The organism is Mesorhizobium sp. CA10, from assembly GCF_020165285.1.
Classification (GTDB): Bacteria; Pseudomonadota; Alphaproteobacteria; order Rhizobiales; family Rhizobiaceae; genus Mesorhizobium.
On record NZ_JAIUHV010000010.1, the window covers coordinates 204,454 to 222,463 of the forward strand.

At 64.2% G+C, this 18,010-nt stretch carries 20 protein-coding genes; 10 read left to right on the top strand and 10 right to left on the bottom strand.

The features are described 5' to 3' along the window. The first annotated feature begins 109 nt into the window (after positions 1–109). Positions 110–463 carry a DUF1304 domain-containing protein gene (locus LB535_RS21290; protein WP_224633583.1) on the top strand — a complete coding sequence of 118 codons (354 nt, stop codon included), beginning with the start codon at positions 110–112 and terminating at the stop codon, positions 461–463. 91 nt (positions 464–554) lie between these two features. Here LB535_RS21290 and LB535_RS21295 read toward each other — a convergent pair whose 3' ends face one another. From LB535_RS21295 to LB535_RS21330, 8 genes are all read right to left on the bottom strand, one after another. Beyond that, on the bottom strand, positions 555–983 hold the full coding sequence (locus tag LB535_RS21295) for a hypothetical protein (RefSeq protein WP_224633584.1): 429 nt from the start codon (positions 981–983) through the stop codon (positions 555–557). 250 nt (positions 984–1,233) lie between these two features. Next, positions 1,234–2,262 carry a peptidoglycan -binding protein gene (locus tag LB535_RS21300; protein WP_140841706.1) on the bottom strand — a complete coding sequence of 343 codons (1,029 nt, stop codon included), beginning with the start codon at positions 2,260–2,262 and terminating at the stop codon, positions 1,234–1,236. A gap of 1 nt (position 2,263) precedes the next feature. Then, a complete protein-coding gene (locus LB535_RS21305) occupies positions 2,264–3,286 on the bottom strand; it encodes a MotA/TolQ/ExbB proton channel family protein (protein ID WP_095767261.1) in 1,023 nt (340 codons plus the stop codon). Positions 3,287–3,396: 110 nt separating this feature from the next. Beyond that, on the bottom strand, positions 3,397–4,089 hold the full coding sequence (gene trhA, locus LB535_RS21310; protein ID WP_224633585.1) for a PAQR family membrane homeostasis protein TrhA: 693 nt from the start codon (positions 4,087–4,089) through the stop codon (positions 3,397–3,399). Between the two features lie 209 nt (positions 4,090–4,298). After that, positions 4,299–5,099: an inositol monophosphatase family protein gene (locus LB535_RS21315; protein WP_140841698.1), complete on the bottom strand. Its 801-nt coding sequence runs from the start codon at positions 5,097–5,099 to the stop codon at positions 4,299–4,301. Positions 5,100–5,122: 23 nt separating this feature from the next. Beyond that, positions 5,123–5,689: an elongation factor P gene (efp, locus tag LB535_RS21320; RefSeq protein WP_095767538.1), complete on the bottom strand. Its 567-nt coding sequence runs from the start codon at positions 5,687–5,689 to the stop codon at positions 5,123–5,125. Between the two features lie 130 nt (positions 5,690–5,819). Next, positions 5,820–6,992 carry a tetratricopeptide repeat protein gene (locus LB535_RS21325; RefSeq protein ID WP_224633586.1) on the bottom strand — a complete coding sequence of 391 codons (1,173 nt, stop codon included), beginning with the start codon at positions 6,990–6,992 and terminating at the stop codon, positions 5,820–5,822. 1 nt (position 6,993) lies between these two features. Beyond that, positions 6,994–7,641 carry a thiamine phosphate synthase gene (locus LB535_RS21330; RefSeq protein ID WP_140841696.1) on the bottom strand — a complete coding sequence of 216 codons (648 nt, stop codon included), beginning with the start codon at positions 7,639–7,641 and terminating at the stop codon, positions 6,994–6,996. Between the two features lie 229 nt (positions 7,642–7,870). On the opposite strand from LB535_RS21330, the gene LB535_RS21335 reads away from it, so the two are divergent. Then, positions 7,871–8,641 carry a sulfite exporter TauE/SafE family protein gene (locus tag LB535_RS21335; RefSeq protein ID WP_224633587.1) on the top strand — a complete coding sequence of 257 codons (771 nt, stop codon included), beginning with the start codon at positions 7,871–7,873 and terminating at the stop codon, positions 8,639–8,641. Between the two features lie 161 nt (positions 8,642–8,802). Here LB535_RS21335 and LB535_RS21340 read toward each other — a convergent pair whose 3' ends face one another. Continuing rightward, positions 8,803–9,354 (bottom strand): DUF2269 family protein, encoded by a 552-nt coding sequence (locus LB535_RS21340; protein ID WP_140841692.1) that lies wholly within the window; start codon positions 9,352–9,354, stop codon positions 8,803–8,805. 555 nt (positions 9,355–9,909) lie between these two features. On the opposite strand from LB535_RS21340, the gene LB535_RS21345 reads away from it, so the two are divergent. The 6 genes from LB535_RS21345 to LB535_RS21370 all read left to right on the top strand — a co-directional run bounded on the left by LB535_RS21345 (position 9,910) and on the right by LB535_RS21370 (position 15,118). Further along, the gene (locus tag LB535_RS21345; protein WP_095767267.1) at positions 9,910–10,440 is read left to right on the top strand and encodes a DUF1465 family protein; all 531 of its coding nucleotides are present in this window, start codon (positions 9,910–9,912) and stop codon (positions 10,438–10,440) included. A gap of 248 nt (positions 10,441–10,688) precedes the next feature. Continuing rightward, on the top strand, positions 10,689–11,753 hold the full coding sequence (locus LB535_RS21350) for a glycosyltransferase family 2 protein (RefSeq protein ID WP_224633588.1): 1,065 nt from the start codon (positions 10,689–10,691) through the stop codon (positions 11,751–11,753). 107 nt (positions 11,754–11,860) lie between these two features. Then, positions 11,861–12,370 (top strand): crossover junction endodeoxyribonuclease RuvC, encoded by a 510-nt coding sequence (gene ruvC / locus LB535_RS21355; protein ID WP_224608830.1) that lies wholly within the window; start codon positions 11,861–11,863, stop codon positions 12,368–12,370. Positions 12,371–12,380: 10 nt separating this feature from the next. After that, on the top strand, positions 12,381–13,001 hold the full coding sequence (ruvA, locus tag LB535_RS21360) for a Holliday junction branch migration protein RuvA (protein WP_224633589.1): 621 nt from the start codon (positions 12,381–12,383) through the stop codon (positions 12,999–13,001). Positions 13,002–13,044: 43 nt separating this feature from the next. Beyond that, a complete protein-coding gene (gene ruvB, locus LB535_RS21365) occupies positions 13,045–14,082 on the top strand; it encodes a Holliday junction branch migration DNA helicase RuvB (RefSeq protein ID WP_224528031.1) in 1,038 nt (345 codons plus the stop codon). Positions 14,083–14,215: 133 nt separating this feature from the next. Further along, on the top strand, positions 14,216–15,118 hold the full coding sequence (locus LB535_RS21370) for a metallophosphoesterase (protein WP_224633590.1): 903 nt from the start codon (positions 14,216–14,218) through the stop codon (positions 15,116–15,118). Between the two features lie 23 nt (positions 15,119–15,141). Here LB535_RS21370 and LB535_RS21375 read toward each other — a convergent pair whose 3' ends face one another. After that, entirely contained in the window at positions 15,142–16,392 is a 1,251-nt protein-coding gene (locus LB535_RS21375; protein ID WP_224633591.1) for a glycoside hydrolase family 5 protein, read from the bottom strand. A gap of 125 nt (positions 16,393–16,517) precedes the next feature. On the opposite strand from LB535_RS21375, the gene ybgC reads away from it, so the two are divergent. Further along, positions 16,518–16,991 (top strand): tol-pal system-associated acyl-CoA thioesterase, encoded by a 474-nt coding sequence (gene ybgC / locus LB535_RS21380; protein ID WP_095767276.1) that lies wholly within the window; start codon positions 16,518–16,520, stop codon positions 16,989–16,991. 306 nt (positions 16,992–17,297) lie between these two features. Further along, positions 17,298–18,008, top strand: a complete 711-nt coding sequence (tolQ, locus tag LB535_RS21385) for a protein TolQ (protein ID WP_095767277.1) — start codon at positions 17,298–17,300, stop codon at positions 18,006–18,008. The last annotated feature ends 2 nt before the right edge of the window (positions 18,009–18,010 follow it).

The following is an 18,010-nucleotide window of genomic DNA, read 5'->3' on the forward strand; positions in this document are numbered from 1 at the left end:
GATACCAAGGCGCGAAGCTTGGCAACCCTGGTTGGCGATCCAGGGTCAGCCTATCTTGCGCGGCGGCGTCGACGTGTAGTCAATGCTTGTCCGAAGGACGGAGGGGACAATGGTCGGCGATATCCTGGTCGGGCTGGTGGCGCTGATCCACTGCTATATCGTCTATCTGGAGATGGTGCTGTGGGATACGCCGCGCGGCCGCAAGGCGTTCAGGCTGACGCCGGAATTCGCCAGCGCCTCGAAGGTGCTTGCCGCCAACCAAGGCCTCTATAACGGCTTTCTCGCCGCGGGCCTGATCTGGGGCCTCTATCTCGGCGCCGGCGGGTTCCAGATCAAGATGTTCTTCCTGCTCTGCGTCGCCATCGCCGGCCTCTACGGCGCCGCGACCGTCAGCCGCAAGATCCTGTTCATCCAGACGGGGCCGGCGGTGCTCGCCATCATCGCGCTTTGGCTCGGCCTGTAATCGAAGCAGGGCGCGATCGAAAAAGGGCGCCCTCGGGGCCAGGTCCCGCGGGCGCCAGGTCGTCCCTTCCTCTGAGATCGGAGCAAATGCTCTAGCCGTTCGGGTAATTCCCGCCGTCTGAACCGTCGCCCATCATGAAGCTGCTGCCGGTGTCGTTCATCAGTCTCTGGTCGACATCGTCGAGCCTGCGCAGCAGCTCATGGTATTGCGCGGACGGTATCCTGCCGTGATCCGAAGCCGCGACATGTTCCGCGGCCTGGCTGATATGCGCGGCGCGCATATGCAGGTGCCGCGCTTCCGAGGCCGAGATGCTGTTCGCTTCGCGGGCGTCGGTGATGCCCTGGTTCACGCCCTGGATCTGCTCGATCAGGCTCGTCACGCGTGGTCCGGTCATAACGGTCGGATCGGGTGTGTCCAGGGCGCCGCCCCTGTGATGTCCGGCCGCATAGGCGCCGGCGAGCGGAGCCGCGATCAGAACCGCAGCGATGGTTGCAGTCTTGAGAGATGTTGAAACGCGCATGGCGGCGCATCCTCCTACCAGGAAGAGAGCGGCCGCGCCGCTTCGTCTTCCGACCTTACGGGCCGTCCGGTTCCGTCGCGTCGCGATGCGAGGCATCGCCGGCGGACCCCGGCCCTGCGCGGCAAGTTAGGTGCGTCGATTTGCGATGTGTAATTAAAAAAAGATAATGTTTTCGGCGCTTGTCGCGGCGACTTGGCGCTCTAAGTATTCAGCCGACGAACAACTTCCCGTGACTTGGCGTGATAATAGCTCACCGTTCGGTGAGCTTCAGTTCAATGCGGCGGTTCTTGCTGCGCGCCTCATCAGTGTCGGCGGGATCAAGCGGCTGGAACTCGCCGAAGCCGGCGGCCACCAGCCGGTTGGCCGGCACGCCGTTCTCGATCAGGAACTTCACCACCGAGGTGGCGCGGGCGGTCGACAATTCCCAATTGTCGCGATAGCGGCCGGTGCCGGACAACGGCTTGTTGTCGGTATGGCCGTCGACGCGCAGCACCCAGCTGATCTCGGGCGGGATTTCCTTCTGCAATTCGATGATGGCGTCGGCGAGCTTCTTCATCTCGACCTTGCCGGCGTCGTTGATCACGTCGGAGCCGGTCGGGAACAGCACCTCCGACTGGAAGACGAAGCGGTCGCCGACGATACGGATGTTCTCGCGGTCGGCGAGGATCTCGCGCAGCCGGCCGAAGAAGTCGGAACGATAGCGGTTGAGCTCCTGCACGCGCTGCGCCAGCGCGACGTTCAGGCGGCGGCCGAGATCGGCGATCTTGGTGTTGGAGTCGCGGTCGCGCTGCTCGGAGACGTTGAGCGCGTCTTCCAGCGCGCCGATCTGCTTGCGCAGCGCCGCGATCTGCTGGTTGAGGATCTCGACCTGGCTCAACGCCTGCTGGCTGATCTGGCGCTGGTTGCTGAGCTCGCCCGAAAGCTGGTCCGCTCGTTTGTTGGCCGCGTCGCCGGCGCCGGCGCCCTGCGCCAGCAGTTGTTCGAGGCGGCTCTTTTCGGCTTGCGCCGCCGACAGCGACGCCTGCAGGTTGGCGAGCGAATCCTCCTTGTCCTGGCTGTTCGTGCGTTCCAGGGCGAGCAGCTGGGTCAGCTCGTTGATCTGCGAGTTGAGGCGGTTCAGCACCGCGTCCTTGCCGGAGATCTCGCGGCTGAGCAGGAACTGCGCCAGCACGAAGACGGTAAGCAGGAACATGATCGCCAGCAGCAGCGTCGACAAAGCGTCGACGAAGCCCGGCCAATAGTCGATGCGGCGGTCGGCGCGCCGTCTTGCCAGCGCCACGTCAGTGGACCCCTTGCTTCTTCAGCGCGTCGGCGATCTTTTCCAGCGTGTTGCGCATGGCCTTCTGCTCGTCGGACTGGGCTTCGACCCAGTCGCGCATGATCTGCTGCTCGGAGCGCATGTTCTTCACCAGCCCCGAGATGCCGTCGGCAAGATTGGCCATGGCGGTGGCGACGCGCGGATTGGAGCCGCCGCCGTTCTCCTGCAGGCTGCGCAGCCGCTCCGACAAGAGCCGGATGTCCTCGGAGGATTCGGCTGCTTTCGACGTCTCGGACACGACGATGTCCGACGACAGATCGGTGACCGAGGACAGCCAGTTCTCAAGCTCGGTGTAGAAGCGGGTCTGGGCGCGGCCGGCCTGCAGGTCGAGGAAGCCGAGCACCAGCGAGCCGGAAAGGCCGAACAGCGAGGACGAGAACGCGGTGCCCATGCCGGCAAGCGGCGCCGACAGGCCTTGCTTGAGCGCGTCGAGCACGGCGGCGGCATCGCCGGTGCCCGGGTCCAGCGCCTCGATCGTCTCGCGGATCGAGGCGATGGTGTTGAGCAGGCCCCAGAAGGTGCCGAGCAGGCCGAGGAACACAAGCAGGCCGACCAGATAGCGCGAGGTGTCGCGGCTCTCGTCGAGCCGGGTGGCGATGGAATCCAGCATCGTGCGCATCGACGAGGTCGAAAACGCGATCGTCGACGAGCGGCCGATCATCGCCTTCATCGGCGCCAAAAGTACTGGCTCGGTGGTTTCGGAGCCGGCGCGGAAGGAATTGACCCAGCGCACCTCGCGAAACAGCCGCCCGACCTGGGCGAAGGCAAGCAGGATGCCGACCGCGAGCACGCCGACGATCAGTCCGTTGAGGCCCGGATTGCTGGAGAAGGCGGTCGAGATCTGGCGGGTGAGGATAGCGGCGATGAAAGCGACGATGATCAGGAAGATCACCATGGTGAGCAGGAAGACCTGCGGGCTCGACAGCTTGTGCGGATCATAGACCAGGACGTCCGATCGCCTGCCGAAGGATCTGAGAAAAGCCATCCGTGCCCCGTTTCCGATGCCACCGCCGCAGAATTGCCGCGACTCTAAACGGAATTGTGACCAAATTGAATGGCGCTTGGCAATATGGCCGATAGGCCCGCGCCAAAGGGCTAAAACCGGTTAACGACGAGGCAGTCAACCATGGCGGCCAGATGGAGGCCGGCGCCGGCGACGACGAACCCATGCCAGACGGCATTGTGAAAGCGCAGGCCCTTCCAGGCGAAGAAGACGACGCCGCAGGAATAGACGATGCCGCCGGCGACAAGCAGCGCGACCGAGGTCGTCGGCAGCGTCTCGACCAGCGGTCCGGCCAGCACGACGCCGCTCCAGCCGATGGCGAGATAGAAGACGATCGCCAGCCGGTCGTACCGGCCGGGCAAGAACATCTTGATGGCGATGCCGGCCGCTGCCGCGCTCCATACGATGACGATCATGGGCAGCGCCAGCGGCGAGTTGTCGAGCTGGGCGAGGAAGGGCGTGTAGGTGGCGGCGATCAGGAGATAGATCGCGGCATGGTCGAAGCGGCGCAGGATCCATTTCGCCGGCCATGAGACCGGCCACAGATTATAGGCCAGCGAAACCGAGAGCACGATGAGCAGCGACACCACATAGAACACCGCGGCGACATATTCGCCCGGGCCGGAGTGGAAGGCGGCCAGGGCCAGGAAAGTCGAGCCGGCGGCGATCGCCAGCACGATGCCCACCGCGTGAACGATGCCGTCGGCGATCATTTCGGCGCGCGAATAGTGCCAGCGCCCGACAAAGGGGATCTCAAGCTTTGTATCTGGATGCGCGTCGTTCATGAATGATCCTGCAACGCCTAATCTGGGCAGTCGCGGACCAGTATTTCAAGCTTCGGTTGCGGTTTTGCGACCAAAGCCGCGCGTCCTTTCGACGCAAAGAACGCCTTAAAGCGCGTCGCGCTGGACCGGATTCAGGCGACGCGCTTTAAGTCTTCGTTTTGATGTCGTTGCCCCAGAACCGCTGCACAGTTCTGGGCGACATGCATTGGTCAGCGAGCAGCCAATGGCTTCTTCACGGTTTTCAGCAATGCGCGCTGAATGAGCTCGTTGCCGGCGACGACCTCGCCGCTGTCCAGCATGCCCTGTCCGCCATCCATGTCGGAGACGAAGCCGCCGGCTTCGCGCACCAGAAGAATGCCCGCGGCGATGTCCCAGGACGACAGGCCGGTCTCCCAGAAACCATCCATGCGTCCGGCCGCAACATAGGCAAGGTCGAGCGCCGCCGAGCCCAGGCGGCGGACGCCGGAGACTTCGGCCATGACGTTGCGCAGCTCGATCAGGAAATTGCCGTGCTGGCCGCGGCCGAGATGCGGCACGCCGCAGCCAATCACCGCGTCGGTCAGCTTGGAGCGGCCAGCAACACGCAACCGCCGGTCGTTCATGAAGGCGCCGCCGCCGCGCTCGGCCGTGTAGAGCTCGTCCATCGCCGGATTGTAGACGACACCGGCGACGATCTGGCCCTGGCGCTCGAGCGCGATCGACACCGAGAAGAGCGGAATGCCGTGCAGGAAGTTGGTGGTGCCGTCGAGCGGATCGACGAGCCAGCGGTGCTGAGCGTCCTCGCCTTCGACGGCGCCGCGCTCCTCCATCAGGAAGGCATAGCCCGGCCGCGCCTTGGAAAGCTCGGCGAAGACGATCTCTTCGGCCTTGCGGTCGGCCTGGCTGACATAGTCGCCCGGTCCCTTCATCGAGACCTGCAGGTTCTGCACCTCGCCGAAGTCGCGCGACAACGAGCGGCCGGCCTTCATCGCAGCCTGGACCATGACGTTGAGGAGAGCGGAACGCGCCATTTTTTCTTCCTGCTTTCTTGCCGTTAATCCGCGCGGCGCACGTAGGTGATTTCGTTGGTGTCGACGATGATGCGCTCGCCGGCCGAGATGAAGGGCGGCACGAGCACGCGGATGCCGTTCTCCAGCACCGCCGGCTTGTAGGAGGAGGCGGCCGTCTGGCCCCGCACCACCGGGTCGGCCTCCGTGATGGCCAGCGTCACCTGGTCGGGCAGCGAAATGCCGATCGGGCGCTCCTCGTAAAGCTGCACCGTCACCATCATGCCGTCCTGCAGGAAGGCGGCGCGCTCGCCGACGAAGTCTTTCGCCAGCTCAAGCTGCTCGTAACTTTCTGTATCCATGAAGACCAGCGCGTCGCCCTGCTCGTAGAGGAACGAAAAATCCTTCAGGTCGAGCCGGATCTGCTCGACGGTCTCGGCCGAGCGGAAGCGCTCGTTGAGCTTGGTGCCGTTGATCAGGTTCTTCAGCTCGACCTGATTGTAGGCGCCGCCTTTGCCCGGCTTGACGGTGTTGGTCTTGACCGCCACCCAAAGCCCGCCATCGTGCTCGATGACATAGCCGGGACGGATTTCGTTGCCACTGATCTTGGCCATGATGAACTGATCCGGAATGAGATTTTTCTGGCGCGGGTCGCGATTTGGCGCCTCCAAGACCACAAATTGCCCGGGGAGGCAAGGGAGGGAGCCCAAGGCGGCCCGGACATGCTGTCCGTGACGCCATGCGTCAAGGCAGGCGATTTGCCTTCTGCAGCGCCTGCTTGGTCTGATCGTCGTCGAGGCCCTGCAGGAAATCGTCCATCTGCGGATCGATCAGCCCGGCGCGGCGGGCGACGATGTACCAGGCGCCGGCAAGGATCAGGTCCGGATCGGTGCCGATGCCGCCCATATAGAGCTTGGCGAGACGGTTCTGGGCGGCGACGTTGCCGCCTTCCGCCGCCCGTTTCATCCAGCCAAAGCCCGATTTCAAGTCGCGCCCGCCGCCGCGCCCCTCGATCATCCAGGCGGCGAGGTCGATCTGCGCGGTGTCGTAGTTCTGTCTTGCGGCCTGTGCCAGGAGAAGACGCGCCTGGGCGTCGTCATGCGGCTTGCCACCGACGCCATTGGCGTAGAGCTGCGCCAGCGCATATTGCGCATCGGCAAGTCCGGTGGCGGCGGCGCGTTCGTAATAGGCGGCGGCCTTCACAAGGCCGTGGTCGCCGGGATCCTGCTGGACGAGCAACTGGGCGAAGTTGAACTGGGCAAGCCGGTTGCCGGCCTCGGCCGCGGCCTGCATCAGCGCGAAAGCGGCCTTTTCGTCCTTCTTCACATAGCGGCCGTCCAGCAGCGCCAGCGCGTATTGGAACTGAGCCTCCGGCACGCCCTGTTCGGCGGCCAGCGCATACCATTTCGCGGCCTCGGCCGGATTGAGCGGCACACCCAGCCCACGCGACAGGATTTCGGCCACGAGCGTCTCGGCCGCCGGATCGCCGTTCTTGGCGCGCTCCATGGCGAGGTTGTAGGCGGTCTTGTAAAGCCCGCGCTGGAAGGCGCCGTAGGCGGCGTCCGGCTGCTTGGCGCCGAAGCGGTCGGGATTGACGGCGTCGGCCGATGGCGGCGTCATGGTCGCCGGTTGCGGCAAGGTGTTTTGGATCGGCTTGTCGATATGCGCGCCGGTACCGAACCTGCTCGGATCCGGCGCGCCGGCGTTCGGCGCGGCTGTGTCCGGTTTGCCCTTATCCGGCGTGTCCTTATCCGGCGTGCCAGCATCTGGCGTGCTTGCATCCGGCTTGGCTGCGTCGGGTGCGCTCTTATCCGGTGCGCTCGTCTCCGGCCGCGGCTGCGGGACGGTCTCAGCCGCCATCGCGGCCTGCGCAAACAAGCCGGCCAGAACCGTCAGGCAAAGGCCACGCAGGCGCATGTCAGTCCTCGAAACGCGGCGCGGTTTCATCGAGCAACGCGTTGGCAGCGGCGATCGCGGCGCGCGGGTCGCGTCCGTCGGCAAAGACGGCGCTGGACAGCGCCACGAACTCGGCGCCGGTCGCGGCCACCGTCTCGACGGAGGCAAGCTCGGAGCCGGCCATGACGATGCAGGGGATCGAAATCATCTCCGCCCACCATTCGCCCAGCGCGAGGTTGCGGTGGTGCGGCTCCGGCTTGTTGTCATAGCCGAAACGGCCGAAGAACATATAGTCGGGCCGCTCCTCGCCGAGCTCCAGCGCCTCGTCGCGCGTCTTGGCGCCGCCGGCGCCGACCATCATCTTGCCGGCCACCCGCTCGATCGTCTCGGCGAGTTCCGCGGGCTTCACTTCGACATGGATGCCATCGGCCTGGACGCGCCCGGCGATGCGGCTGTCGCCGGCGATGATGACGGCGACGCCGGCACTTTGAGCGATCGGCACGATCCTTTCGGCGAAGGCCTGGAAGGAGGCATCGTCCATGCCGTTGTCGGGCAGGATCAACGAGGCGACGTCGCCACCGTCGAACGCCGCGCAGATTTGCTCCGCCGGCACGAGCGGCGGCGCGATCAGCACGATGCGGCAGCGGTTGGGAGGAGTTGCTTCGTTCATTGGCCTTCGATCCCGGTTTCGCCTATGCCGGGCGAAGATGGTTGCATTGCGGCATAGAGCAAAGGGAGCGGCTTGAACAGTCGGCTATGCGGCGGATGAGGACCGGTCGAGCATCGTCGCGCACGTCGATATCGGGCCGGCAATAGCGGCGCCGGCATTAAATGACTATCCCGGCGGCGCCGTTCTGCGCTATGGCTGAATTCCCGCCCTCTCCAACCTTCCTTTGCCGATGTCAGGCCTGCTCAGCGACCCGTGGTTCTATGCTGCCGCCATTCCGGCGGTAATCCTTGTCGGCCTATCGAAAGGCGGCTTCGGCGGCGCCGTCGGTTTCGTCGGCGTGCCGTTGATGGCTCTGACCATCCCGCCGGTTCAGGCGGCCGCCATCCTGCTGCCGATCCTGTGCCTGATGGACGTGGTTTCAGTGTGGGCCTGGTGGGGCATCCACGACCGCAGGATGCTGGTCGACATGATGCCCGGCGCCGTCATCGGCATCGCGCTCGGCTGGCTGACCGCGGCTTTGGTCACTGAGGAGATGGTGCAGCTGATCGTCGGCGCCGTCGCGCTGGTGTTCGTGCTGCGCTGGATCTACCTGCAGTTCCGTCACGGCGCCGACCATGTGGCGGAACCGAACCGCATTGCCGCCGCCTTCTGGGGCACTGTCGCAGGCTTCACCAGCTTCGTCGCCCATGTCGGCGGCCCGCCCTTCCAGGTCTATGCGCTGCCGATTCGGCTCGATCCGAAAGTGCTGTCGGGCACCGCGGCAATCTTCTTTGCCGCCACCAATGCGCTGAAGCTCATCCCCTATTTCGCGCTCGGCCAGTTCGACACCACCAATCTCACCGCTTCGGCGGTGCTGATGCCGCTGGCGCCGCTGTCGACCATCGCCGGCGCGTGGCTGGTGCGGCGCATGCGGCCGGAGATCTTCTATCCGTTCACCTACGCCACCGTCGCGGTGGTCGCCGTCAAGCTGCTATGGGATGGCATTATCGGCCTGATGTGAGGCGCGTCGATATTCAGGTGAGGCCGGCCTGCAAATGGGAGATTTCCTGCGCTTCCGGTGCTCACGTACTTTAAGTACGCTCCGCTCCGGTTCTCGGAAATCACCATTTTCGACTCGGTCTGACCTGAATCTCAACGCGCCTTCGGGCGAGCGCCTTAATGTCACGCGGCGCTCGGCACCATCTGGCGGCTGCCGCCGAAGGCGAGCGCGGCGCCCAGCGCGACCACCATCGCCATGCCGGCAAGAATGCCGACGTCGTGCAAAGTGGGCTTCAGCACCATGTCGGCGATGATCACCAGCATCACCGCATAATCGAGGCGCGCCCAGTTCATCATGCGCTGGCCGATGGAGAGGGCGGCCGGCGTCACGCCCTGCTCGGCGATCATGGCGCCCATGCGCTCGCCGGTCGGCTTGAAGATCAGCATGCCGATCGAGAAGGTCGTGGCATAGCCGACGAGGCCGATGACGATCCACAGGTCGGCAAAGCCGACCCAGAAGCCGCACATGATGAGGCCAAAGACCAGCGTCAGCATCGACATCGGCGCGAAGAACCGGCCGCCGAGCTGTCCGCTGGCGCGTATAGCCAGCAGCTTGTCCTCGATGTTGCCGGCGCGCTCGGCCAGTACGCCGAGCAGGAACAGCACGAAGCCGCCGCCGACCCACAAAATAGCCGAGACGACGTGAAGGAATTTGACGATCGAATACCAATCCATGGTTTGCTCCGGATATCCTGCCTGATTTCAAGCGGCGCGGATTTGCGCGCCGCCTTTGTGGAGCGGCCTTTTGCGTGGCGCGTGTTTCGGAATGATGCCGCGGCAGCAGCAAAGATGTTACGGCCGCCACGATCGGCGCCCGAAATCCGGTGCTCGGACGATCCCGAGCGGCGAATCCGCTGTCCTGTTCCGGCACAGGAAAGCGCGTTCGCTTAAAAAATCGGCGCCGCGTTAAGGGTTCATTAAGCTTTACAGGCGTTTACTACACCCATCCAGTTTTGCTGGATTCTTACCGAGTGGTTGGAGCCACTTTGTTTGACGCCTCCCTGTTAAACTCCTGAGAGCCGCCTTATCCGCGGCTCTTTTTTTATCCGCTGCCGGCTGGCTGATGCCATCCGCTTGCGGATGGCCGGAAGCGGCCCGGCGTTAACCGTTTGTTAAACATGCGCTTGCCTTCATTGGCATCGAAGCGCATTTTCAAGCCTCAGTCATTTAGGGTGCGGGCCGCGTCGGCAAGGATGCCGAATCGGCTTGCGGCAGTGCAGGGGCGTATCGATGAACGAGCCTTCGAAGGGCAGCGCGAAAACCATAAAACTGGCGGAGCGCCGGGTTTTCTCTCAATCCTTCAAGCCGCTTTACCAGGAAGGCATGGGGCTGGTCGAACAGGCCGCCGAATATCTCGATGGCAAGGGCAGGCTCGAAGCCAAGAAATTGTCGCGCACGGCAGCGACGCTCTATGCGGCCGAATCGATGCGGCTGACCACAAGGCTTATGCAGGTCGCCTCCTGGCTGCTTTTGCAGCGGGCGGCGAATTCCGGCGAGATGACGCGCGACCAAGTTGCTTCGGAGAAATCCAAGGTGCGTCTCGACACCGCGTCCGCGCATGACGAGGCGCTTGGCTGGAACGAGCTGCCCAAGGATTTTCTGGACCTCGTGACGCGCTCGCTGCGCCTGCAGTCGCTGGTGCGGCGCATGGACGAGGAAATCTATGGCGGCGTCATCAGCGAGACGCACGCGCCCAGCCGGCGTGCCAATCCGGTGTCCGACCAGATCAGTCTTTTGAACACGGCGTTCGCGCGCGGCTGAACCCGCGTTTGCAAAAAACGATAGCGGTAGCGGCGCGCAGGTCGACACCTGTGATTCCGAGTGCTCTTCGATATTGCGGCGGCCGTCATCGTATTGAAGGCTATGCCGGCCTCCGCGGGAAAGATCACACTTGCCTTGAAGCGATAGGCCCCTAGTTGGAGCCGTTCGCCGCAGCCGGGTCGACCCGAGCCGGTCCTGCAAGAAAACCACCGTCACTGTGACCAAAGCAGATTGCGAGGCTTGACCCCGTGCATTCGCCATTGGACCGCATCCCGGTATCGATCATCATCCCCAACTACAATTACGAACAGTTTCTAGGACGCGCCATCGACAGCGCGTTGGAGCAGGACCACCGAAATGTCGAGGTCGTCGTCGTCGACGACGCATCGACGGATGCATCGGTGGCCGTGATCGAATCCTACGGCGACAAAATACGTCCGTGCCTCAGGCGCAGGAATGGCGGACATGCGGCTGCGTTCAATACCGGGTTCGAGGCGAGCACCGGAGAGATCGTCCTTTTCCTCGACGCCGACGACTATCTCTATCCGAACGCCGTCTCCGAGGTTCTGGACGAGTGGGATGCGGATGTCGCCCAAGCGCAATTCAGATTGCATCTCGTTGATGAGGACCAGCATATCAAGGATGTCTTTCCACCGCCGGAACAGCCGTTCGATTCAGGCGACGTGGTGCCGGAATTGCTGCGCAAGGGGCGGTACCGTACGACGGTGACAAGCGGGCTGGCGTTCGACCGCGAGGCGCTGGAAACGATAATGCCGATGCCTGAAAGCGATTTCCGGCAAGGCGCCGACGGCTATCTCGCAACCCTGGCGCCGCTGCACGGAGAGGTGAAATCCATCGATACCTGCCTTGGCGCCTACCGCATCCACGGCTCCAATCATTCGATCTTTGCCGAAAAGCTTGCCGAGCGGGCGCGTTGGCGCGTGCAGCATGATTTCCGGCGTCTCGAAGCCTTGTCCGACCGGGCGGCCGAGATCGGCTTGACCGTGCCGCCGGATGCCGGCCTTCGCGATCCGGTGCATCTGGAAGAGCGGCTGGCTTCGCTCTGCGTCGACGAGCCCCAGCATCCGGTCGCCACCGACTCCCGGCTGGGACTGGCAAGAGCGGGCGCCGCCGCCAGCCTGGAAATGAACGCATCCTGGCGGCGTCGGGCTGCTCTGGCGGCCTGGTTCCTTTGCATCGGAATCCTGCCGCGGCGCATGGGCAATGCAGTCCTGGCGTGGAAGCTGGTCGCATCGTCCAGGCCAGCATTTCTCACGCGACTGTCGAAAACCATCCGCCGCGTGACGAATTAGGCATCTCCCTGTTGTTGTACGGAAACGGCGCATAGCCGAGATTGCAATTGTTTCCGGTTTGTTCACATTTTGCTGACATCGCTTGCCGCCACGGCTAGACTTGGCGCATGGGGGAAGCGATTCGCATCATCGGCATCGATCCGGGCCTGAGGCGCACCGGTTGGGGTATTATCGACAGCGTGGGCAATTCGCTGCGCTTCATCGCATCCGGCACGGTGCGGTCCGACGAGAAGGAGTCGCTGGCGACAAGACTCTGCCAGCTGCATGATGGCTTGGCCGAGGTGCTGCACCAGGCCATGCCGCATGAGGCTGCGGTCGAGCAGACTTTCGTCAACAAGGACGCGACGGCGACGCTGAAGCTCGGCCAGGCGCGCGGCATCGCCATGCTGGTGCCGGCGCGCGCCGGGCTGGTGGTGGCCGAATATGCCCCCAATGCCGTCAAGAAGGCGGTTATCGGCGTCGGCCACGGCGAGAAGAAGCAGATCCACATGATGGTGAAGGTGCTGATGCCGAAGGCTGTCTTCGACACCGACGACGCCGCCGACGCTCTGGCCATCGCCATCTGCCATGCGCATCACCGCCCGAGCACAGCCTACCGCATGGCCGCGCTGGCGTGAGGGGACAATCATGATCGGCAAGCTGAAAGGCACGCTGGACGAGATCGACGAAGATAGCTGCGTCATCGACGTGCATGGCGTCGGCTATGTCGCGCACTGTTCGGCGCGCACGCTGGCCGCCTTGCCCTCGCCCGGCGAGGCGGTGGTGCTGTTCATCGAGACCTATGTGCGCGAGGACATGATCCGGCTCTATGGCTTCCAGACCGGGCTGGAGCGCGAGTGGTTTCGCCTCTTGATGAACAATGTCCAGGGCGTCGGCGCCAAGGTGGCGCTGGCCATCCTATCGACGCTGGCGCCGGCCGACCTCGCCAATGCGATCGCGCTGCGCGACATCGCCATGGTTTCGCGCGCGCCCGGCGTCGGCAAGAAGGTGGCCGAGCGCATCGTCACCGAACTGCGCACCAAGGCGCCTGCCTATGCGGGCGCGGCCAGCGGTACGATCGGGCTCAAGCAGGAGCTTGGCGAAGGCGTCGCGGCCGCACCGATCACCGATGCGGTCTCGGCGCTCGTCAATCTCGGCTATTCGCGCGACATCGCAGCGAACGCGGTTGCCGCGGCGCTGAAGTCGGCCGGCGAGGGCGCGGATGCGTCCAAGCTCATCCGCTTCGGCCTGAAGGAACTGGCGCGGTGAAGCGACGCTTGTCCCGCCATTGGTCCTATGCAAGGAAGGCGGCATGACCCTTTCGCCCCGCCTCATTGCCCCCGACAAGCGTGGCGAGGATGCCGACCAGACCTTGCGGCCGCAGTCGCTCGACGAATTCGTCGGCCAGGCGGCGGTGCGTGCCAATCTGAAGGTCTTCGTCGATGCAGCCAAGAGCCGCGGCGAGGCGCTCGACCATGTGCTGTTCGTCGGGCCGCCGGGGCTCGGCAAGACGACGCTGGCGCAGATCATGGCGCGCGAGCTCGGCGTCAATTTCCGCTCGACCTCGGGTCCGGTCATCGCCAAGGCGGGCGATTTGGCCGCGCTGCTCACCAATCTCGAGGAGCGCGACGTCCTTTTCATCGACGAGATCCATCGCCTCAACCCGGCGGTCGAGGAAATCCTCTATCCGGCAATGGAGGATTTCCAGCTCGATCTCATCATCGGCGAGGGGCCGGCGGCGCGGTCGGTCAAGATCGACCTTGCCCGTTTCACGCTGGTCGCGGCAACGACGAGGCTCGGCCTGCTGACCAATCCGTTGCGCGATCGTTTCGGCATTCCGGTCCGGCTCAATTTCTACACGGTCGAGGAGCTGGAGCAGATCGTGCGCCGCGGCGCCCGCATCCTGTCGATGCCGCTCGGCGACGATGGGGCGGTGGAGATCGCGCGCCGCGCGCGCGGCACACCGCGCATCGCCGGCAGACTGCTGCGCCGGGTGCGCGATTTTGCTTCGGTCGCCGGCGACGGTCATGTCGACAGGAGGATCGCCGACGAGGCGCTGACCAGGCTGGAGGTCGATGCGCTCGGCCTCGACGCGCTCGACCGCCGCTATCTGTCGATGATCGCGCGCAATTTCGGCGGCGGCCCGGTCGGCATCGAGACGATCGCGGCCGGACTCTCCGAGCCGCGCGACGCGATCGAGGACATCATCGAGCCTTACCTGATCCAGCAGGGCTTCATCCAGCGCACGCCGCGCGGTCGCGTGCTGACCGCCAACGCCTGGCGCCATCTCGGTCTCGACCCGCCGAAGGATATCGCCCAGCAGCAGATCAGCCTGTTCCAGGAAGAGTAACGCAGATTTGTTCGCCGTTTCGGCGGCGCAACGGTCCATCTGCGCAGAATCTGCGCGCCTCGGCCCGACTGAGGGCGCAATTGCATCCTTTAAGATAGGCTATCTGACGCAGTCCTAGGGCTTGGGGCGACCTATGATCACCAGACGCGCTTTCCTGCGCCTTGTCGGCGGCTCGGCCTTCGCTATGGTGTCGCTCAGCGCCTATGCGGTCGGCATCGAGCCGATGCTGCTCACCCATGTGAAGCGCTACACATTGACGCCGCCGCACTGGCCGGCCGGGCTCAAGCTGCGCGTCGTGGCGCTTGCCGATATCCACTCCTGCCGGCCCTGGATGACGCCGGAACGGATCGCAGCGCTTGCCGAGGAGGCCAACGCGTTGCAGCCGGATCTGATCGTGCTGCTCGGTGACTATACCGCCGGGACAAAGCTGGTGACGGGCCGGGTGCGGGTGGAGGAGTGGGCCGAGGCATTGTCGGGGCTAAAGGCGCCGCTCGGCGTGCTGTCGATCCTCGGCAATCACGATTGGTGGACGGATTTCTTCGCCCAGCGAGCGGAAGCCGGCCCGACCCAGTCGCGCAAGGCGCTCGAGCATGTCGGCATCCCGGTGCTGGAAAACGACGTCGTGCGGGTGGAAAAGGACGGGCATGGTCTCTGGATCGCCGGGCTAGCCGATCAACTCGCGCTGCTGCCGAACAAGGCCAAGGGACGCGACAGTTTCCAGGGCTTCGACGATCTCCCGGGCACCTTGGCCAAGATCCAGGGGAGCGAGCCGATCATCCTGCTTGCACATGAACCGGACATCTTTCCAAAGGTGCCCTCGCGGGTATCGCTCACCTTGTCCGGCCACACGCATGGCGGACAGGTGCGGCTGTTTGGTTATTCGCCGGTCGTGCCTTCGGACTATGGCAACCGCTTCGCCTACGGCCATGTCGTGGAAAATGACCGCAACCTGATTGTGTCGGGCGGGCTGGGCTTCAGCATTCTGCCGGTGCGTCTCGGGGTGCGGCCGGAGATGCTGCAGATCGATCTGGGTTGAGGCGCGTCGCCCGGCCCGCTGCCTCAGCGCAGCGACCTGATCACCTCCATCACGTCCGGCTCGGCCTTCTCGCCGTCGAAGGCGTCGATGACGCCGAAGGCGCCGCCATAGCTCCACACCGACCAGGAAAAGCCATGCGCCTCGGCGCGGGCGATCATGTCGCGCACATAGGCTGCGCGATATACAGCCGGCATGACGAAGCTGTTGCCGTATTCCTTGCGGATCATGCCGAATTCACCGAGCGTGATGTCCTGCGGCTTGATCCCGTTGGCCTTCGCCCAGGCGTCGACCGTCGCGAACGGCGCATCCATCACGCCAAGCAGCTTTGCAGGACTGTCCATGGTCGCCACCTGCTCGTCGAGATAGGCAAGCAAGCCGCTTCGCCGCGCCCAGGGCGCCTCGGCCCTGATCCGATCGCGGATCGCGTCCAGCGCCATGTCGAGTTGCGCCTTCGGGACAGCCGTCAACGGATAGGGCAGGCCGGTTACGTAGGGGATGAAGTCGCCTGCCCAGCTTGCGCCCTGATGCGTCAAAAGGAACGGGTCGTAGGAATGGAAGGTCCAGATGATGTTGTCATCGGCGATCGTCTTGGGGTCGATCCTGGCCAGCGACTCCGCGTTCGAATAGCAGCCGCCGCTCAGCACCAGCGTGAGCCTGTTGGCGGAGGCGCGCGCGGCGGCGAACAGCTGCTTCTGGCGGTCGGGCCAAAGGTTGGTGCCGTTCGCCTCACAATCGGCCAGCGGCTCGTTCATCAGTTCCAGCGCGACAAGCTTCGGATCCTCGTTGGCCAGCGTCCGCGCCATCTTGCGCACCAGCTCGGCATAGGCATCGAAGACGGCCGGGTCATGCACCACCTCGCTCATGCCGATCTTGCGATTGCCGCCGGCGGGGATCAGATGCAGGTCGACGATCACCTTCAGGCCGGCACGGTTGATCATGCGAGCGGAATCTAGCACGCTGGCATAGAGGTCGTTGCGAAGGGCTGTGGTGCGGTCCGAAAGAAAGGGCGAGGGATCGACCGGCATGCGCAGGAAGTCGAGGCCGGCGCCCTTGAGCGCCTTGAAGTCGTCCTCCTTGAGGAATTTGCGCCATTCTGGGTAAGGCAGGATCGCCTGGCGCTCGCCCCATCTGTCCTCGGCCGGCCAGGTGACCCACTGGTCGAGATTGAGGCCGCGCTTCATCGAGAAAGTCGCGGCTGCGGCGGGCAACGCCAGCGGGCCAAGCGCAAGCAGCGCCGCCATCAAGGCCTTGATCATCGTGCCCAACAATGCCATCCCGTTCCCGCGCGAAAACAGTGTCGCCCAAAAGTGTGCAGCGGTTTGGGACAACGACACGCACAGAAAAATGCCTAGAGTCCGAGGGCTTTAGGTGCCTGTTCGGGCCTGAAAAGGAAAGCGCGATGGACGATCATGGTGAATCGGCGGCGCTCGGCGCCGGGCTTTCCGGCGCGCTGACGGATTTCGGCCACCGGCTGATGGCGAGGGTCTACTATGCCGACACGGATTTCTCCGGGGTCGTCTATCATGCGCGCTATCTCGAATTCCTCGAACGCGGCCGCTCCGACTATCTGAGGCTGACCGGCGTCCACCACACCGAACTCCTGGACGGCAAGCATGGCGAGCGCATCGTCTGGGTGGTGCGGCGCATGGAGATCGACTTCCGTTCGCCGGCGCGCATGGACGATATCCTCACCATCGACACGCGCACCGACGATATTTCCGGCGCCCGCATCTTCATGGGCCAGCAATTGAAGCGTGGCGGCGATGTGCTGGTCGAGGCCAAGGTCGAAGCGGCGATCGTCGGCGAAAGCGGCCGGCCAAAGCGTTTCCCAAAGGAATGGATCGCGGCTTTTATGCCGAAGGCAAAAGCCTGAAGCTTCCACGCGAGGCCCATCTTGAAGGCTTCAACCGGACGGCTCCGGTTGCCGGCCGCCCCAGCCATGCGCGGCAATGCGCCGCGCCTGATCCCCTAACCCATCCTTAACCATAACGGTTCATGAAGGAATTGGCGAAGATTGGCGCAATCCGTGCGCCTTCCTTTCACCAATATTTGCCTCGAAAAGGCCGCGAAACGGTGCATTCGGGGCTATCCGCAAGCTTCTAGCTTCGCGCGATCGGACCAAAGGAATGCCCATGGGCCAGCCGCCAGCGATGCCCGGAAAATCTTAAGGACGTAAGTCATGGAAAATATCGCACTCGCCGAACCGGGCGCGCATCTGTCGCTCTGGGCCCTATTCATGCAGGCCGGCTGGGTGGTCAAGCTGGTCATGATCGGCCTGCTCTGCGCCTCGATCTGGACCTGGGCGATCATCATCGACAAGCTCGTCGCCTATAGCCGCATGCGGCTGGCGCTCAACCGCTTCGAGCAGGTGTTCTGGTCGGGCCAGTCGCTGGAGGATCTCTACCGCACGCTGGCCGATCGCAAGACCACCGGCATGGGTGCGATCTTCGTCGCCGCCATGCGCGAATGGAAGAAGAGTTTCGAAAAGGGCGCGAAATCGGCGCTGGCGCTGCAGACCCGCATCGATAAGGCGATGGACTTGGCGCTGACGCGCGAGATGGAGAAGCTGGAGGGCCGGCTCGGCTTCCTCGCCACCACCGGCTCGGCCGCGCCCTTCATCGGGCTGTTCGGCACCGTCATCGGCATCATGACGTCGTTCCAGGCGATCGCCGCCTCGAAGAACACCAGCCTTTCGGTGGTGGCGCCCGGTATCGCCGAGGCGCTGCTCGCCACCGCGATCGGCCTGCTCGCGGCCATTCCCGCGGTTATCGCCTACAACAAGCTGTCATCGGACGCGAACAAGATCGGCATGCGCATGGAAGGCTTCGCGGACGAGTTCTCCGCCATACTCTCGCGCCAAATCGATGAAAAAGTAGCGCAGAAGGGCTGAGG

What these genes read in the sequence shown, in the direction of transcription:
- LB535_RS21345 (WP_095767267.1), top strand. Translation starts at nt 9,910, where the DNA reads ATGAACGAGCCTTCGAAGGGCAGCGCGAAAACCATAAAACTGGCGGAG.
- trhA (WP_224633585.1), bottom strand. Translation starts at nt 4,089, where the DNA reads ATGAACGACGCGCATCCAGATACAAAGCTTGAGATCCCCTTTGTCGGG.
- efp (WP_095767538.1), bottom strand. Translation starts at nt 5,689, where the DNA reads ATGGCCAAGATCAGTGGCAACGAAATCCGTCCCGGCTATGTCATCGAG.
- LB535_RS21370 (WP_224633590.1), top strand. Translation starts at nt 14,216, where the DNA reads ATGATCACCAGACGCGCTTTCCTGCGCCTTGTCGGCGGCTCGGCCTTC.
- LB535_RS21330 (WP_140841696.1), bottom strand. Translation starts at nt 7,641, where the DNA reads ATGAACGAAGCAACTCCTCCCAACCGCTGCCGCATCGTGCTGATCGCG.
- LB535_RS21325 (WP_224633586.1), bottom strand. Translation starts at nt 6,992, where the DNA reads ATGCGCCTGCGTGGCCTTTGCCTGACGGTTCTGGCCGGCTTGTTTGCG.
- LB535_RS21290 (WP_224633583.1), top strand. Translation starts at nt 110, where the DNA reads ATGGTCGGCGATATCCTGGTCGGGCTGGTGGCGCTGATCCACTGCTAT.
- LB535_RS21315 (WP_140841698.1), bottom strand. Translation starts at nt 5,099, where the DNA reads ATGGCGCGTTCCGCTCTCCTCAACGTCATGGTCCAGGCTGCGATGAAG.
- LB535_RS21340 (WP_140841692.1), bottom strand. Translation starts at nt 9,354, where the DNA reads ATGGATTGGTATTCGATCGTCAAATTCCTTCACGTCGTCTCGGCTATT.
- ruvA (WP_224633589.1), top strand. Translation starts at nt 12,381, where the DNA reads ATGATCGGCAAGCTGAAAGGCACGCTGGACGAGATCGACGAAGATAGC.
- LB535_RS21295 (WP_224633584.1), bottom strand. Translation starts at nt 983, where the DNA reads ATGCGCGTTTCAACATCTCTCAAGACTGCAACCATCGCTGCGGTTCTG.
- tolQ (WP_095767277.1), top strand. Translation starts at nt 17,298, where the DNA reads ATGGAAAATATCGCACTCGCCGAACCGGGCGCGCATCTGTCGCTCTGG.
- LB535_RS21375 (WP_224633591.1), bottom strand. Translation starts at nt 16,392, where the DNA reads ATGGCATTGTTGGGCACGATGATCAAGGCCTTGATGGCGGCGCTGCTT.
- ybgC (WP_095767276.1), top strand. Translation starts at nt 16,518, where the DNA reads ATGGACGATCATGGTGAATCGGCGGCGCTCGGCGCCGGGCTTTCCGGC.
- LB535_RS21305 (WP_095767261.1), bottom strand. Translation starts at nt 3,286, where the DNA reads ATGGCTTTTCTCAGATCCTTCGGCAGGCGATCGGACGTCCTGGTCTAT.
- ruvC (WP_224608830.1), top strand. Translation starts at nt 11,861, where the DNA reads ATGGGGGAAGCGATTCGCATCATCGGCATCGATCCGGGCCTGAGGCGC.
- LB535_RS21335 (WP_224633587.1), top strand. Translation starts at nt 7,871, where the DNA reads ATGTCAGGCCTGCTCAGCGACCCGTGGTTCTATGCTGCCGCCATTCCG.
- ruvB (WP_224528031.1), top strand. Translation starts at nt 13,045, where the DNA reads ATGACCCTTTCGCCCCGCCTCATTGCCCCCGACAAGCGTGGCGAGGAT.